This window comes from Sediminibacterium sp. (assembly GCF_051860225.1).
Classification (GTDB): Bacteria; Bacteroidota; Bacteroidia; order Chitinophagales; family Chitinophagaceae; genus Sediminibacterium.
The window spans coordinates 1-15772 of the sequence record NZ_JBHYEI010000005.1 but is presented as its reverse complement, the minus strand read 5'-3'; the positions used below and the strand labels follow the sequence as shown (position 1 = coordinate 15772).

At 34.6% G+C, this 15772-nt stretch carries 14 protein-coding genes; 7 read left to right on the top strand and 7 right to left on the bottom strand.

Going from position 1 to position 15772, the window contains the following annotated elements:
- Positions 1-6: 6 nt before the first annotated feature.
- From der to porQ, 4 genes are all read left to right on the top strand, one after another.
- The gene (der, locus tag ACTIEI_RS13870; RefSeq protein WP_439506892.1) at positions 7-1320 is read left to right on the top strand and encodes a ribosome biogenesis GTPase Der; all 1314 of its coding nucleotides are present in this window, start codon (positions 7-9) and stop codon (positions 1318-1320) included.
- 81 nt (positions 1321-1401) lie between these two features.
- Positions 1402-1587, top strand: coding sequence for a hypothetical protein (locus ACTIEI_RS13865; protein ID WP_439506891.1), 186 nt, complete (start codon positions 1402-1404; stop codon positions 1585-1587).
- Between the two features lie 196 nt (positions 1588-1783).
- A complete protein-coding gene (lon, locus tag ACTIEI_RS13860) occupies positions 1784-4186 on the top strand; it encodes an endopeptidase La (protein ID WP_439506890.1) in 2403 nt (800 codons plus the stop codon).
- A gap of 18 nt (positions 4187-4204) precedes the next feature.
- A complete protein-coding gene (gene porQ, locus ACTIEI_RS13855) occupies positions 4205-5236 on the top strand; it encodes a type IX secretion system protein PorQ (RefSeq protein ID WP_439506889.1) in 1032 nt (343 codons plus the stop codon).
- An 8-nt stretch (positions 5237-5244) separates the two neighbouring features.
- On the opposite strand, the gene amaB is transcribed toward porQ, so the two are convergent.
- The 7 genes from amaB to ACTIEI_RS13820 form a co-directional block, all read right to left on the bottom strand.
- Positions 5245-6768, bottom strand: coding sequence for an L-piperidine-6-carboxylate dehydrogenase (amaB, locus tag ACTIEI_RS13850; RefSeq protein ID WP_439506888.1), 1524 nt, complete (start codon positions 6766-6768; stop codon positions 5245-5247).
- Positions 6769-6813: 45 nt separating this feature from the next.
- The gene (locus ACTIEI_RS13845; RefSeq protein ID WP_439506887.1) at positions 6814-7512 is read right to left on the bottom strand and encodes a LytR/AlgR family response regulator transcription factor; all 699 of its coding nucleotides are present in this window, start codon (positions 7510-7512) and stop codon (positions 6814-6816) included.
- Positions 7509-8603 (bottom strand): sensor histidine kinase, encoded by a 1095-nt coding sequence (locus ACTIEI_RS13840; RefSeq protein WP_439506886.1) that lies wholly within the window; start codon positions 8601-8603, stop codon positions 7509-7511. The genes ACTIEI_RS13845 and ACTIEI_RS13840 overlap by 4 nt, the downstream gene beginning before the upstream one ends.
- A gap of 82 nt (positions 8604-8685) precedes the next feature.
- The gene (locus tag ACTIEI_RS13835; protein WP_439506885.1) at positions 8686-9567 is read right to left on the bottom strand and encodes a Ppx/GppA phosphatase family protein; all 882 of its coding nucleotides are present in this window, start codon (positions 9565-9567) and stop codon (positions 8686-8688) included.
- On the bottom strand, positions 9548-11641 hold the full coding sequence (gene ppk1 / locus ACTIEI_RS13830) for a polyphosphate kinase 1 (RefSeq protein WP_439506884.1): 2094 nt from the start codon (positions 11639-11641) through the stop codon (positions 9548-9550). The genes ACTIEI_RS13835 and ppk1 overlap by 20 nt, the downstream gene beginning before the upstream one ends.
- A gap of 52 nt (positions 11642-11693) precedes the next feature.
- Positions 11694-12191, bottom strand: coding sequence for a D-glycero-beta-D-manno-heptose 1-phosphate adenylyltransferase (gene rfaE2, locus ACTIEI_RS13825; protein ID WP_439506883.1), 498 nt, complete (start codon positions 12189-12191; stop codon positions 11694-11696).
- Positions 12178-13194 carry a lysylphosphatidylglycerol synthase transmembrane domain-containing protein gene (locus ACTIEI_RS13820; protein WP_439506882.1) on the bottom strand — a complete coding sequence of 339 codons (1017 nt, stop codon included), beginning with the start codon at positions 13192-13194 and terminating at the stop codon, positions 12178-12180. Before ACTIEI_RS13820 ends, rfaE2 begins: the two co-directional genes overlap by 14 nt.
- Positions 13195-13363: 169 nt before the next feature.
- Between ACTIEI_RS13820 and ACTIEI_RS13815 the strand changes: the two genes are divergently transcribed.
- From ACTIEI_RS13815 to ACTIEI_RS13805, 3 genes are all read left to right on the top strand, one after another.
- The gene (locus tag ACTIEI_RS13815) at positions 13364-14182 is read left to right on the top strand and encodes a glycogen/starch synthase (RefSeq protein WP_439506881.1); all 819 of its coding nucleotides are present in this window, start codon (positions 13364-13366) and stop codon (positions 14180-14182) included.
- A 9-nt stretch (positions 14183-14191) separates the two neighbouring features.
- A complete protein-coding gene (locus tag ACTIEI_RS13810; protein ID WP_439506880.1) occupies positions 14192-15676 on the top strand; it encodes a DUF4270 family protein in 1485 nt (494 codons plus the stop codon).
- Between the two features lie 35 nt (positions 15677-15711).
- On the top strand, positions 15712-15772 hold a 61-nt coding region (locus tag ACTIEI_RS13805), incomplete at its 3' end, for an S-adenosylmethionine synthetase N-terminal domain-containing protein (protein WP_439505528.1).

The following is a 15772-nucleotide window of genomic DNA, read 5'->3' as shown; positions in this document are numbered from 1 at the left end:
AATAAAATGAGTTACACCGTTGCAATTGTTGGAAGACCCAATGTGGGAAAAAGTACTTTTTTTAATCGCTTATTAGAACAACGTAAGGCCATTGTAGACGATATAAGTGGAGTTACTAGAGATCGTCAATATGGTGTTGCAGACTGGAATGGGAAATCTTTTAACCTTATTGATACAGGTGGCTTTGTTCCACAAAGTGAAGACATTTTTGAAATAGAAATTCGTAAGCAAGTTAAAATTGCCATTGACGAAGCCAATGCAATCATTTTTATGGTTGATGTTGCTACGGGTATAACTGATTTGGATGAAGCAATGGCAGATTTATTGCGTAGAAGCAGTAAGCCTGTTTTTGTTGTAGTAAATAAGGTAGATAATGGAACTCGGGAATTAGAGGCAACTGAATTTTATAGCTTAGGATTCGAAAATACTTTTTTTATTAGTAGTATTTCTGGTAGCGGAACAGGTGATTTGTTGGATGCTGTTGTTATGAATATTTCAGAAGAGGATGGTCAAGAAAGTACAATTGAAAATGAGCTTCCAAAATTTGCAATAATTGGACAGCCTAATGTGGGTAAATCTTCTTTGTTGAATGCATTGGTTGGGGAAGAGAGAACAATTGTAAGCAATATCGCAGGAACTACAAGAGACACTATTCATACACATTATAAACTTTTTCAGAAAGAGTTTATGCTAATTGATACTGCTGGTATTAGAAAAAAAAGCAAGGAGAAAGACGACCTTGAATTTTATTCCATTATCAGGGCTATTAAAGCAATGGATGAAGCAGATGTTTGTTTATTAGTGATTGATGCGTATAAAGGGATTACTGCACAAGACATCACCATCTTTAGTTTAGCAGCAAGAAAAGGAAAGGGGATTGTAATGCTAGTGAATAAATGGGATTTAATTGAAAAGGAAACTAATACTGCACGAGACTACGAGAAAGTGCTCAAGCAAAAAATGGCACCATTCAACGATGTTCCAATATTGTTTATTTCAGTAACTGAAAAAACAAGAATTTTCAAAGCAATTGAAACAGGCTTAGCTGTTTTTGAGAACCGTAGCAGAAAAATTGCTACTTCTACATTAAATGAAGTAATGCTTAAAGCTGTTGAAAGTTATCATGCCCCAGTTGTTCGTGGACATTCTATTAAAATCAAATTTGTCACGCAATTACCAACACCGGTTCCATCGTTCGCTTTTTTTACCAATTTCCCAGACGACATCAAAATGCCTTATAAAAACTACTTAGAGAATCAATTAAGGGCAAATTTTGATTTTAAAGGGGTTCCAATTCGTATTTTCTTTAGAAAAAAGTAGAAATTTTAAGAAAATTTTGGCTGTCATACCAAAATTGCCCTATTTTTGCGACCAAATAAAAAAAAACCAAAAAAAAGTACAATGAAAAAAGTATTCGCAATTCTAGCTGTAGCAGGTTTAATGACTGCTTGTAACAACGCTGAAACAACTGAAGCAACTGCAGATACTGCTGCTGCAACTGTAGACACTGCTGCTGCAACTGTAGACACAACTGCTGCAACTGTTGATACAACTGCTGCTCCTGCTGTTGATACAACCAAGAAATAGTTAATACAAGTACTCGTTACTAATATTACTTCTTGCAAGAAGGTCCTCTCGATTAAAATCGAGAGGATTTTTTTTTGTGCCAGTTTGTACCAAATAATGATCTGCTGAACAGATGGCACTAATATTGTTTATTTATACCTTTTATTAATGGAACTATTTCCATTTCATTTTTGTGACAATTTGACCCGAGAAGCATATGGATAAGCGTAAATTAATTTTTAAGTCTGAAGATGAGACCGATTTTATGCCAATAATTCCCATTGGAGAACAGGATGGTGAATTGGATAGTAACTTAGTAATTCCCGATGAGTTGCCTATTCTTCCTCTTAGAAATACGGTATTATTCCCTGGAGTTGTGCTACCTATAACCGTTGGCAGAGATAAGAGTATCAAAGCTGTTAGTGACGTTTATAAAGCAGATAAATTAATTGGGGTAATTGCACAAAAGGATTCCAATATTGAAGAACCAGCTCCAAAAGATCTTTGCCAAATTGGTACTGTAGCCAAAATTGTGAAATTAATAAAAATGCCAGATGGAGGCACAACCATTATTATTCAAGGCAAGAAACGCTTTGAGTGGTTAGAAATGCTTAGTGATGATCCATATTTTAAAGCAAGCATACGATTATGTAATGAAGATGAATCCCCTGAAACCGAGGATTTTAAAGCTTATGTGAGTACAATTAAAGATTTAGCTGCACAAATCATTCAGCTATCTCCCAATTTGCCAACAGAGGCTTCGATTATTTTAAAGAATATAGAAAACCCTGCTTTTCTAATCAATTTTGTCAGCAGTAATTTAAACAGCGATATACAAGAGAAGCAACAATTATTAGAGATCAATGATGTAAATGAACGTGCCATTAAATTGGTTCATATATTACAAAGAGAATTACAATTTGCCGAATTAAAAGATAAGGTTACTAATAAAACAAGAACAGAACTCGATAAGCAACAAAGAGATTATTTTCTTCAGCAACAACTCAAAAGTATCAAAGAAGAATTGGGAGGAGATACCAATGAAAGAGAGATTGCAGAAATGAAGAAAAAGGCTGAAACCAAAAAATGGCCTGAAGCTGCGAAGAATGCATTTAGTACGGGTATACAAAAACTTGAGCGGATGCATGCATCTACACCTGATTATTCAGTTGTTTACAATCATTTAGATTTAATGCTTGATCTTCCATGGGATGAATATACCAACGATAATTATGATTTAAAAAATGCCAAAAAGGTTTTAGATGTAGACCATTATGGGATGACTAAAATTAAAAGTAGGATATTAGAATACCTAGCTGTTTTAAAATTAAAGGGCGACATGAAGAGTCCAATCCTTTGTTTTTTAGGCCCTCCCGGCATTGGTAAAACCTCTTTAGGTAAATCCATTGCTCATGCTATTGGTAGAAAATATGTTCGCTTGAGTTTGGGCGGATTACACGACGAAAGTGAAATAAGAGGGCATCGTAAAACCTATATTGGTGCTATGCCGGGTAGAATCTTACAAAATATTCGAAAGTGTAAAACGTCTAACCCGGTGATGATTTTAGACGAGATTGATAAAATAGGGGCTGACCATAGGGGAGATCCTTCTTCTGCTTTATTAGAAGTGTTAGATCCTGAGCAAAATCATACATTCTACGATAATTACCTTGAATTAGAATATGATTTAAGTAAAGTATTATTTATTGCAACTGCTAATAACCTGCAGAATATTCAACCTGCACTAAGAGACCGATTAGAAATCATAGATTTAAGTGGATATGCAATTGAAGAAAAAGTAGAAATAGCAAAACGTCACTTGGTGCCAAAGCAGAAAGAAGCGCATGGTTTGGCTAAAGTTAATTTTAAAATAAGTGATAAGGTTTTAGAAAAAGTGATTGAACAATATACAAGAGAAAGTGGGGTAAGAGAGCTAGACCGTCAACTTGCTTCTATTATGCGTTTTCAAGCAAAGGAAATGGCATTAAAAGAGAAAGTTAAATTGAATTTAACTTCTGCAGATGTAGAAAAAATTCTGGGACAACAACGATACAGCAATGAAATCTATAAGACTGCAAATATGGCTGGAGTAGTTGTAGGGCTGGCTTGGACATATGTTGGGGGAGATATTTTGTTTATTGAAACCATTTTGAGTGAGGGGAAAGGGGAATTAAAATTGACGGGTAATTTGGGCAATGTAATGAAGGAAAGTGCAACGACTGCCTTAAGTTATATCCAAGCTAATTATAAAAAGTTGGGGATTGACCCTGAATTATTTAAAAACAAGAATATTCATATCCATGTACCAGAAGGTGCTGTGCCAAAAGATGGCCCAAGTGCTGGTATAACTATGCTTACCTCAATTACATCGGCATTCACCGCAAGAAAAGTTAAACCTTTTTTAGCAATGACTGGCGAAATTACCTTACGCGGACAAGTACTTCCAGTGGGTGGTATAAAGGAAAAAGTGCTGGCTGCAAAAAGAGCTGGATTAAAAGAAATTGTTCTTTGCCACTTAAATCAGAAGGATGTTGCAGAGATTGATAGTAGCTTTATTAAGGGACTACATTTTCATTATGTGAAAACCATGCAGCAGGTAATTGATTATGCGCTGGTATAGTTGTAGTTTTAATATGGGATGACAATTGATAAACTTTTAATAGCTATATTTTTTTTAATTACCACTGAGTCTTTTGCACAAACACTCGGTGGTAATGCTGTTTATAGCTTTCTTAGTCAACCAGGTTCTGCACAAGTTGCTGCTCTTGGGGGAGTTAATATTAGTGGGCAAAGCAATGATGTTTCGATGGCTTTGAGTAACCCTGCTTTGTTGAGAAAGAGTATGCACCAACAAATTGCAACATCCTTTAATGGTTTTTTAGCCGGCATAAGTAATTTTAGTGCTGTCCATGCTTTTCATCATAGTAAGTATCAACTGAATTGGGGCGTTGGACTACAATACTTACATTATGGTAATATTACGCAAACCGATGTCTTAGGTAATATTCTTGGAACGTTTAAACCCAATGACTTTGCTATTCAAGTGATGGCAAGTAAACAGTTCAATGAACGTTTTTATATCGGGACAACTTTTAAGTTTATTCAAAGTAATTACTCCTTGTATCGGTCTGATGGTATTGCTATGGATATTGGTTTAAATTATATAGATACCAATCAACTATTTCAAGCAGCTGTACTTATTAAAAATATGGGAACCCAATTAAGTACATATGGAGGAGCACCTAAAGAGGAATTGCCTTTCGATGTACAAGTAGGAATTAGTAAAAGACTAAAAAATGCACCCATACAATTTACATTAACTGCACACAATTTACATCGGCTAAGTATATTTTATAATGATACTGCCTTTAATGCATCTGAGGGAGATTTACGAACAGCAGGGTTTTTACAAAAAGCTTTTGCACACCTTGTTTTTGCAACACAGCTTTTTGTTACGGATAAGGTAGAAATTAATTTAGGATATAATTTTTTAAGGCGTCAAGATTTAAATATTTTTAACGCTACAAGTGGATTAAATGGACTTTCTGCTGGTATAGGCTTCTTACATAAAAAACTGCATATCAGGTATGCAACAGGCTTTTACCAGCAGAAAGTGTTTCATCAGTTTACCCTCAATTTTAATTTCGCAGGTAAAAATCTTAATGAATAATATTGTGATTAAAAATCAAATTTGATACCTTGCGCTAAAGGCAAAGTATTGCCATAATTAATTGTATTGGTTTGCCTACGCATGTAAGCTTTCCAAGCATCACTACCACTTTCTCTGCCACCGCCCGTTTCTTTTTCACCCCCAAAAGCGCCTCCAATTTCAGCTCCACTTGTTCCAATATTTACATTTGCAATACCGCAATCGCTGCCGTTCGCGGATAAAAATAATTCAGCTTCTCTTAAATTCAAAGTCATGATTGCTGAGGATAAACCTTGTGGTACATTGTTCTGCATAGTAATAGCTTCCTCTAAATTACTATACTTCATGACATATAATATAGGCGCAAAAGTTTCGTGTTGAACAATTGGTAAATCATTCGTTACTGCTGCAATACATGGTTTTACATAACAGCCACTTTCGTATCCTTCACCTGTTACAACACCACCTTCTACTAAGAAATGACCACCTTGTGCACTACATTGTTCAATAGCATTTAAATACATGTTAACTGCATCCTGATCTATTAATGGTCCTACATGATTTTGTGCGTCAAGTGGATTACCAATTTTTAACTGCGCGTATGCTTTGGCTAATTTATTGGTAAATGTATCATAAACGGACTCATGTATAATGAGTCTTCTTGTTGTGGTACAACGTTGTCCAGCAGTGCCTACCGCTCCAAATACAGCACCTACTAATGACATTTCTAAATCTGCATCTTTAGAAATAATGATAGCATTATTTCCTCCTAATTCTAAAATACTTTTACCTAACCTTGCAGCAACGGTTGCGCTTAGGGCTTTACCCATTCTAGTAGAACCAGTAGCCGATACCAATGGAATACGTGTGTCGGTGCTGATCCATTCACCCACTTCTCTTCCACCTTGAATTAAACAGTTTACACCTTCAGGCACGTTGTTTGCTTCAAAAACTTTTGCAATAATATTTTGTACTGCCACACCACATAAAGGTGTTTTTTCACTTGGTTTCCAAATGGTGGTATTCCCGCAAATCCAAGCAAGTGCTGCGTTCCAGCTAAATACTGCAACAGGGAAATTAAACGCAGAAATAATACCTACTATACCCAATGGATGCCATTGTTCATACATCCTATGTTGAGGGCGTTCGCTATGCATGGTCAAGCCATATAATTGACGAGATAACCCAACAGCAAAGTCACAGATATCAATCATTTCTTGCACTTCTCCGTAGCCTTCTTGTAAACTTTTACCCATTTCATAGCTTACTAATTTACCTAATGGATCCTTATATGTTCTAAGTGCATCTCCTATTTGACGTACCACTTCGCCTCTTTTGGGAGCTGGCCAATTTCTCCATTCTTTTGCAGCAGATTGACTGGTTAAAATCAACGTCTCGTAACTTTCTTTATCAACTGTAGTAACGCTTCCAATGGATTTTCCATCAACTGGAGAAAATGACTCGATGGAAGCTCCATTCGTTTTTAACCATTTAGTACCTGTTGAAACACCTTCATTTTGTGATTGTAATCCTAATTGCTGCAAGAATTCCATAATATGAAAATTTACTGCAAAGGTACATCCTAATTGCTAATAGCACTAACCCAGCTTTGAAATAGCCAATAAATGATCATATACATTATTATAACTACTACCGATAGGAACCTCTTTCCCAGAAATCCAAATTTTGGATTTACTGAATTTTTCTATCTTATGAACAGGAACAATAAATGATCTATGAACTCTTAAAAAGTCTCTTGAAGGCAACTTGTCGCTAATACTTTTTAATGTCATTAAAGTTAAAACAGGGGATGGTTTTATGTGAATTTTAATATAGTCGTCTAATGCTTCAATCAACTCTATATCTTTTAGATTGATTTTCATTATTTCATAGTTCACTTTTACAAAAATGGAATTAAGCTGTAATTCTTGCGAACTTAAAAATTCTAAATATTCTTTTGCTTTGTAGCATGCTTTCAAAAAGCGATCATATTCAAATGGTTTTAATAAATAGTCTACCGCATCAACTGCGAAACCCTCTACTGCAAAGTCTTTATATGCAGTAGTAAAAACGACAATTGGTTTGTCGGATAAACTTTTATAGAACTGTAGACCATTTATATCTGGCATTTGGATATCTAAAAAAAGAATATCTACTTTATTGTGCTGTAAATATTCTCTTGCTTCATCTGTATCTGTAAAAACTTTTTCTAATGATAAGAAAGAGATTCTACTACAATATTCTTGTACTACTTGTAAGGCCAACGGCTCGTCATCAATTGCTATACATTTGATCATGAAAGGGTATTGATAGATAAGTTTACAATATAATATCCATTTTCTGTGATATTACTGAGCGTATATTTTTCGGGATAAAGAAGCGATAATCTTCTTTTTACATTATTAATACCAATGCCGGTATTTTCCATTAAATTATTCTCAGATTGAACTATAAAATTTTTTGCATAAAAGTAAATCGTGTGATCAGTTATTTTAAGGGTAATATCTATACTGCTATTTTCTTTTGTACTTACTCCGTATTTAAATGCATTCTCTACAAATGGGATAAAAATAAGCGGGGCAACTAATAATGGAGCTGAATTGCCTTCAATTGTAAAATTTACTTGAACTTTTTCTGTTAATCTGACCTGCTGTAATTCTATATAATTATGTATGAAACTCACTTCGTTTTCAAGCGGCACTAAATTTCTTTCAGTTTCTGTGAGGATATATCGCATGATTGCAGAGAGCTTTAATACTGCATGAGCTGTTTTATCACTTTTTACAATTGCTAAAGAATAAATATTATTTAAGGTATTAAAGAAAAAATGCGGATTTACTTGAGACTTTAAGAAGGAGAGTTCTGTATTGATTCTTTCGTGTTCTGTTTCTTTTCTATTTTGTTCTGTTTGAAGCCAACGTCTGACTACTTCAATACATGCTCCAAAAGTGATGACTAATAAAAACAATACTGTATTAAAAAAATCAGCATATGGTCTCCTTCTAATTCTTCCAATTCGATTACTTCTGAGGTTAATTCCTTTTGTATTTTCAGTAACAGTTAATGGTATTTCTGGCGGATGAATCATCATGGCCAGTGTTCTGGGCACATATAAAAAGAATAACAAGCATCCTACTAAACTAAGTACATATAAAAGCCATTTCTCTTTGATTAAAAATTTTGGGATTAATACTTGAGTATTTAAATAGAAAAATACCACTAGCATGATATTATTCAGAATGATTACCGTGAGCATATGGTTGCTCATACTAAAATCTCTCAGTCTGGGAAAGAATACCAAATAGGGGAGAGAAAAAAAGCAAATCCAGGCTGCCAAATGGGCGATTAGCTGAATTGCACGGTTTTTATCTGAAATAGTCTGAATCATTTAAATTGGATACCAATTGGGTATATTCAAATGTAGGTTGTAAGCACTTTATTTAGGTAAAAATGGGCTGAAATTATCTTTATCATCGGTGAATTTTGGCATAAAGATGCTGAACTAGGCCATCTGCAAGGCCAATTTTAGGAACGTAAATTTCGTCTGCATCAGCCCAGCGCATCACATTAATGTAGATTTGTAAAGCAGGTACAATTACATCTGCTCGATCGTTTCTCAGCTTGTAAATATTGATTCTGTCCTCTAAAGTAAAGTTGGATATCTCTTTATAATAATCTTTTAGTAAATCAATATGTAGTGGTTTACCATCCTTTTTCTTACTTAATGAAAAGACTTTATTAATATTTCCTCCAGTACCTATTGCAATAATCTTTTTGTATCCTTTAGTGGCAGTTTTGATATAGTCTTTCATTTCATCCCATTTATAATCGTCAACCATATCTTTCAATAATCTGATCGTTCCAATATTAAATGAACGCTTAAAAGTTAATTTGCCGTCTGTAAAAAAAGTTAGTTCAGTGCTTCCGCCCCCCACATCAATATACATATAGCTATTGGCCGTATCCATATTTTCTGCAATATGGTTTTCATATATAATGGAGGCTTCTAAATCGCCACTAATTATTTCTATCGATAATCCTGTTTCTAGTTTTACTTTTCTAATGATATCTGCAGAATTAGCGGCATCTCTCATAGCGCTAGTTGCGCATGCAATAACTTCACTTACTTTGTATGCGTTCAGCAAATGACTGTACGCTTTCATTGTTTGAAGTATCATCCCTCTTTTTTCTTTTGAGATTTCTCCTCTTTCAAACACATCAAACCCAAGTCGCAGAGGGACTCTAACTAAATTCAGCTTATTGAATTGAGGTTTACCGTATTTATCATTGCTTACTTCAACTATTAATAATCTTGCTGCGTTACTCCCTATATCAATTGCTGCTAGTTTCACTGATGATATTATTTTTTCTAAACAAGTAATGGTAAGTCTCAATTTGAGACCTTATTTTCTTTTTTCCAGCGAAAGGTACATAGTTGTTTGCTAATTCACTGTTTAGAATACGAGCTTTTACATTATCTCTTAACTGAATGTGGATAATATCAATCAATTCTTGTTTTATAAGCGGGTCAGTAATTGGTACAGCTGCTTCCACTCGATGGTTCAGGTTTCTTACCATCCAATCTGCACTAGATATATATACTTTCTCTTTTCCTAGATTATGAAAAATCATCACCCTAGAATGCTCTAAATATTCATCTACAATACTAATGGCTTTTACTGGTTGTTTGAACTTCTTTCGATCTATTTCTGCACAGAAAATCCCCCTTACAACCATATCGATTTTAACACCTGCTGCCCCAGCCGCGTAGAGTTTTTCTATTAAATTAGCGTCACTTAAAGAATTTACTTTTAAAATAATTGCAGCTGGTTTGCCTGCTTTCGCATTTCTTATTTCGGCATCAATCAATTGATTTAATTCATTGCGCATATTAGTAGGGCATACCATAAGCGTTTTACAGCTTTTTAATACTACAGGTCCTTCTTTCCAGTTTTCTAAATATCGAAATACCTTGTTGATATCATTCATGATATTTCTATTTGAAGTGAGTAAACAGTGGTCTCCATAAACAAGAGCTGTTTTTTCATTCAAATTACCGGTGCTTACAAATCCATATAGTTGAGTACGTGTTTTGCTTTTTTTAGTGATGATACATAATTTAGCATGTACTTTCATTTTAGGGATACCTAGCAACACTTTTACACCTTCTTCTTCTAAAATCTTCTTCCATTCCAAATTGGCTTCTTCGTCAAACCTAGCTTTTAACTCTAACATTACAACTACTTGTTTCCCATTTCGGGCTGCATTAATGAGTGCGTTAATCACTTTTGAATTAGATGCCAATCGATAAGCAGTTATTTTAATGGATAAGACATCGGGATCCATTGCGGCTTCCCTTAATAAATCAATTATCGGATCAAAAGCATGATAAGGGAAATGTAGCATTACATCTTGCTTAAGAATGATATCCGTTACTCTCAAAGATGTTTGTAGTGATTTTGGTATAAAAGATGCTCTTCTCGTACTCTTTTGAGATAGAATATCTGGGAAATCCATGAAATGACGGAAGTTATGTATTCTGCCTCCTGGGATTATATTACTTTTTCTGTTTAGACTTAATTTTCTAATTAAAAATTCGAGTAAGCCGGGATCCATTTCTTTATCATAAACAAAACGAACAGGTTTCCCTTTTCTTCTATTTTTAATACCTTTTTCAATTTTTTCAGCAAAACTGGTACTGATATCATTGTCTAAATCAATTTCAGCATCTTTTGTAACCTTGAAAACATGTGCTTCAAAAATATCATAACCAAAATAGGAAAATATAAAGGGTAAGTTGAACCTAATTACATCTTCTAACAGAATAATATTTTTTTCATCTTTCTTTGATGGCAATAAAATAAACCTTCCAACAGCTTTTGTTGGAATTTCGATAAGCGCATATTTTTGCTGATAAGCCGAATTTTTTTTTCGCATTACCACTCCAAGGAAAATACTTTTATCTCTTAAATAGGGTAGTTGAGGTAGGGTCTCAATCATTAAAGGAATAATGTTCGATCGAACCTCTTCATCAAAAAATTTTCTTACAAATATTTGTTGCGATTTATTAAGTGTTGATTCTGTAACAAGCGTTATTTTTTCTTTTTTCAATTCTTTTAAAATGCCATCCCAAATTCGATTGAATTCATTCTGTTGCTTTAATACAGTCATTTGTATTTGATCCAAAATTTTTTGTGGATCATCTTCCATATACATATTGAGCTTTTTTCTTTTCTCTGCAAACTCAATCATGCGTTTTAAGGTAGCAACCCTTACTCTAAAAAATTCGTCTGTATTATTGGAAAATATTCCTAGAAACTTGATTCTTTCCCTTAATGGAACAGTGGGGTCATTAGCTTCCTGCAATACCCTGGCATTAAAACTTAGCCAGCTTATATCTCTTTGAATTAAATGCTTTTTAGACATATTCAAATATAAGTTTAACAGCAAATATTCAGTGTTAAGTATTTGTTGTTTACTAGGAGTAAGATTTTTTTATTTGTTCAATTATGCCAGTTGTAGAAAACCCTTTCACAATTTTATTTATTACAACTCTTCCTCCATTGGCAATTATCTCCTTAGCTCCAACAATTTGATCAACTGTATAGTCCCCCCCCTTTACAATTACGTCGGGCATGATGGCTTCAATTAATCTCAATGGCGTATCCTCTTCAAACACTACTACCGCATCTACAACGGCCAAGTTGCTTAATAAAATACTTCTGCTAATTTGATTATTGATAGGTCGTTCAGGTCCTTTTAATCTCTTTACACTTGCGTCGCTGTTGATACCAATGATTAGCATGTCCGCTTCAGCAGCAGCTTGATTTAATGAAAAAATATGTCCTTCGTGTAAAATATCAAAACAGCCATTACTAAAAGCAATTTTTTTGTTGTTGACTCTCCATGCGGCAATCTGTTTTTTTAGTTGCTCAAGTGTATAAATCTTTTGTTCTATTGCTTTAGTTGCTTTCATTGTTGGGTTGATTTTTATTAAACCATGGAAGTAAGCCTAAACTCATAAAGCCAACTATAAGGACTATAATAAATTGGGCAAACCACTGTAGTGTTCCATTGGCAAAGCCAATTTCGAATCCAATTCCATTTTTTTCTAATACTTTAGCAATAAAATAGGCGTATGCACCAATTCCTCCAGGCGTAACTATCATCCCTATACTTCCAAAAGCAAGCGCAGAAACGGCAGCTGCAAGTCCTAAGCTATTGGTGCCTGCTGTAGCAAAGAGTCCAATCCAAGTGCCTAAAATATAAAGTCCCCAAATAAGTACACTATAAAGTAAAAAAAGTCCTTTTTGCTCCAATTTCCTTATGCTACTCAATCCTTCCCAAATACCTGCAATGATATTTTTGAAAATGGTAACTATTTTATTATGAGGAAACTTCTTGAGAATCATCCAGGTTCCAACAACAATGAAAATCATCAATAAAAGGATAATGAGCAATTTTAAATAGGATGTTTCAGACTTATTGCCATTTAATAGGGGGCTTACTATTTGACCTGCATATTCTCCTACCACATCAAACTGGCTTATTAAAGCGATTATAAAAACAATTCCAAGTGAAATTACGTCAAATGCCCTTTCCACTAAAATAGTCCCTACCAGTTTCTCGGCAGGCACTTTTTCATATTTGGCTAAAAGGGTACATTTCAATAATTCACCTAGTCTGGGAACCGCTAAATTGGCTAGATAACCTACCATTACGGCAAAGAAAACATTTGGGGTCCTAGGTGAATAACCCATTGGTTTCATCAAAATTTTCCAACGAAGTGCCCTAATTGCATGGCTAGTTGTAAGAATAACGAAAACCGGAATTAAAAGCCAATAATTGGCATTTTGTAATGATTTTTTAAAATCATCCCACTTTTCCGCAGGGATTTGTTGCATACTCCACCAAACCAAAAAAAGACCTAACCCAAGAAAAAACAAGTATTGAAGGATGGATAGCCACTTTTTGTTCATTTTTCAAAGATACCATATTTGTTTTTCTGGCCATTCGCGCTGTCAATTTTAAGTTATTAAGGTTTTTTTAAGGTGAAAATTAGACCCTAACTGAATACAGTATTGTATTTCATGCTTATTTCGTAACTTTGCAAACTTATTCAGGGTCAGGTTCAAAAAAGAAGTGTTCATGTCTACAAAGAAAAGGATATTATTTATTGCCACTGAAATGTCTCCGTATTTGGAATTGACGGAGTTTGCAGAAGTGATAAATAAGCTAGCTATCAAAAGTAATGATAGTGGTTTAGAAGTGAGATGCATTATGCCCCGCTTTGGTGTTATTAATGAACGCAGACATCGCTTGCACGAAGTTGTAAGGTTATCCGGCATCAATGTAACAGTTGATAATGATGACCATCCCTTGCAAATTAAAGTTGCTTCTTTACCAAACGCTAGATTACAAGTTTACTTCTTGGAAAATGAAGACTTTTTTAAGCGAAAGCAAATTTTTCATGATGACAATGAAACCTGGTTTGAAGACAACGACTTAAGAACCGTATTTTTTTGTAAAGGGGCATTAGAGACCGTCAAAAAATTCGGTTGGCCTCCAGATATTATTCATTGCAGCGGTTGGATGAGTGGATTAATTCCAGCATATATTAAAACAGCCTACAAGAAGGAACCAGTTTTCGGAAATAGTAAAGTCGTTTTTACCATTGGTCAAAATACTTTTGACGAAAGCCTTGGGGCCGATTTTTTAAAGCGTGCTGTTATCAATGTTAATGTAAAAGATAAAGACCTAGATGTGTTTAAAGACAGTAATAATACGGCCATGTTTAAAGGCGGTGCTCATTTTGCTGATGCCATTTCATTTGGGTCTGACCTAATTGATCAGAAGTTGACTGATGAATTCTCTAAAGTAAAGGGAAAAAAAGTAATTCCTTTTAAGGGTTGGGATTCTGATTTAACAGAGTATTTAGAATTGTACAACGACCTTGCGGGTAAGTAAAACTTGAACATGTTAGCTAATTTTAGACTGCGTAAATCGCCTCTTTTTCTACTATTTTTTTTGTTTGTTACAGCAGCATGTACTCGAATTACAACTACCGAATTAGGTAGTGGATTAATTCCTGTTGTTGATGGGGTGAACACTTTTGATACCATCATGGAGTTGGATACCGATACCTTTAATGAAACCGATACCACTAGGGTGTATAATTCGGATAATATGGCTATTGGTGCAATCACTAATGATCCACTTTTTGGTACTACATCGGCCGAATTAAATTTCGAACTAACTCCGCCTTCATTTCCTTTTGCTTTTCCTGGAACAAAGGATAGTTTGGTAGTGGATTCAGCAGTTTTAATTCTAAGTTACAAAGGGTATTATGGAGATTCTAGTAAACCACTCCAAGTTTCTGTGCAAGAAATAAGTGCAACAACTCCATTAAATCCTTTTGTAAGTTATCCAGTGAATTTCCCAAGCGTTTACCCGATTAACACAATCGGCGCTCTGGCAAATACTACTTCAGTAGATATCAGAACATTAGCTGATTCTGTTATCAACCGATTTGAAGCAAGTACAAATCAGATTAGAATTCCGCTTAGAATGGATGTAGCCAGAAGATTTATTAGAGACTACGACTCGAGTAATGCGTATAGAAATGACAGCACTTTCAAATCTTTTTTCAAAGGATTTTCCCTTAAAGTACAATCTACCAGTCCTGCCAATGCATTATTGTATGTGAATTTATTAGATACCAATACCAAGTTGGCATTATATTTTAATACGAGTAGCACTGGAGCAACAGTTAGAGATACTGCGGTAAGATATTTTAGGTTCAATTCTGCTTTTGGTGGTTTTGCCAACTATATCACAAGAAATACTACAGGTGCTGAAATAAGTAATCATGTTACTACAACATCTAAACCAGATTCTTTGGTTTATATTCAAAGTTTCCCGGGTACTTATGTTCGCATTCGGATACCTAATTTGCAAAACTTAAGTAATCGCATTATACATAGAGCTGAACTCACCGCAGAACAAGTGCCCGACGATAATAATTTATTGACTTTAGATAGATATTTTCAAGCACCTCGCTTATTGTTGCTAAGCGCATATGATTCCGTTAAAAAGCAAAAAAGAAATATTCCAAATGATTACTTGGTAAGTAATCAAGGTCCTAATACGGTAGACTTTGGTGGTTTTAGAACTTTTAAATCTATCAATGGGTACGACCGTGTTGCGGCATATAATTTTGTAATTAGCAGGTATATACAAGGGATTGTCACTAGAAGAGATACTTCATTTACTTTAAGATTAAATGCTCCTTCTAATGATTCTCTCAACTTTACTCCACCATATCCTAACAATACGGTCTCTCAAATGTATTATTTAAATGCAGGGGTCGGAAATGAAGTTGCGAATGGTAGAGTCAGATTAGGCGGGGGTAAGCATAGCAGATTCAGAATGCGTTTGAGATTAGTCTATTCTAGATTATAATTAATCAACATCAAAACTTTTAAAAACTATATTCAATGCCTTATTTATTTACATCTGAGAGTGTTTCTGAAGGACATCCGGACAAGGTAGCGGATC

Coding starts and splice junctions, on each gene's coding strand:
- der (WP_439506892.1), top strand. CDS start 7: ATGAGTTACACCGTTGCAATTGTTGGAAGACCCAATGTGGGAAAAAGT.
- ACTIEI_RS13865 (WP_439506891.1), top strand. CDS start 1,402: ATGAAAAAAGTATTCGCAATTCTAGCTGTAGCAGGTTTAATGACTGCT.
- lon (WP_439506890.1), top strand. CDS start 1,784: ATGGATAAGCGTAAATTAATTTTTAAGTCTGAAGATGAGACCGATTTT.
- porQ (WP_439506889.1), top strand. CDS start 4,205: ATGACAATTGATAAACTTTTAATAGCTATATTTTTTTTAATTACCACT.
- amaB (WP_439506888.1), bottom strand. CDS start 6,768: ATGGAATTCTTGCAGCAATTAGGATTACAATCACAAAATGAAGGTGTT.
- ACTIEI_RS13845 (WP_439506887.1), bottom strand. CDS start 7,512: ATGATCAAATGTATAGCAATTGATGACGAGCCGTTGGCCTTACAAGTA.
- ACTIEI_RS13840 (WP_439506886.1), bottom strand. CDS start 8,603: ATGATTCAGACTATTTCAGATAAAAACCGTGCAATTCAGCTAATCGCC.
- ppk1 (WP_439506884.1), bottom strand. CDS start 11,641: ATGTCTAAAAAGCATTTAATTCAAAGAGATATAAGCTGGCTAAGTTTT.
- rfaE2 (WP_439506883.1), bottom strand. CDS start 12,191: ATGAAAGCAACTAAAGCAATAGAACAAAAGATTTATACACTTGAGCAA.
- ACTIEI_RS13820 (WP_439506882.1), bottom strand. CDS start 13,194: ATGAACAAAAAGTGGCTATCCATCCTTCAATACTTGTTTTTTCTTGGG.
- ACTIEI_RS13815 (WP_439506881.1), top strand. CDS start 13,364: ATGTCTACAAAGAAAAGGATATTATTTATTGCCACTGAAATGTCTCCG.
- ACTIEI_RS13810 (WP_439506880.1), top strand. CDS start 14,192: ATGTTAGCTAATTTTAGACTGCGTAAATCGCCTCTTTTTCTACTATTT.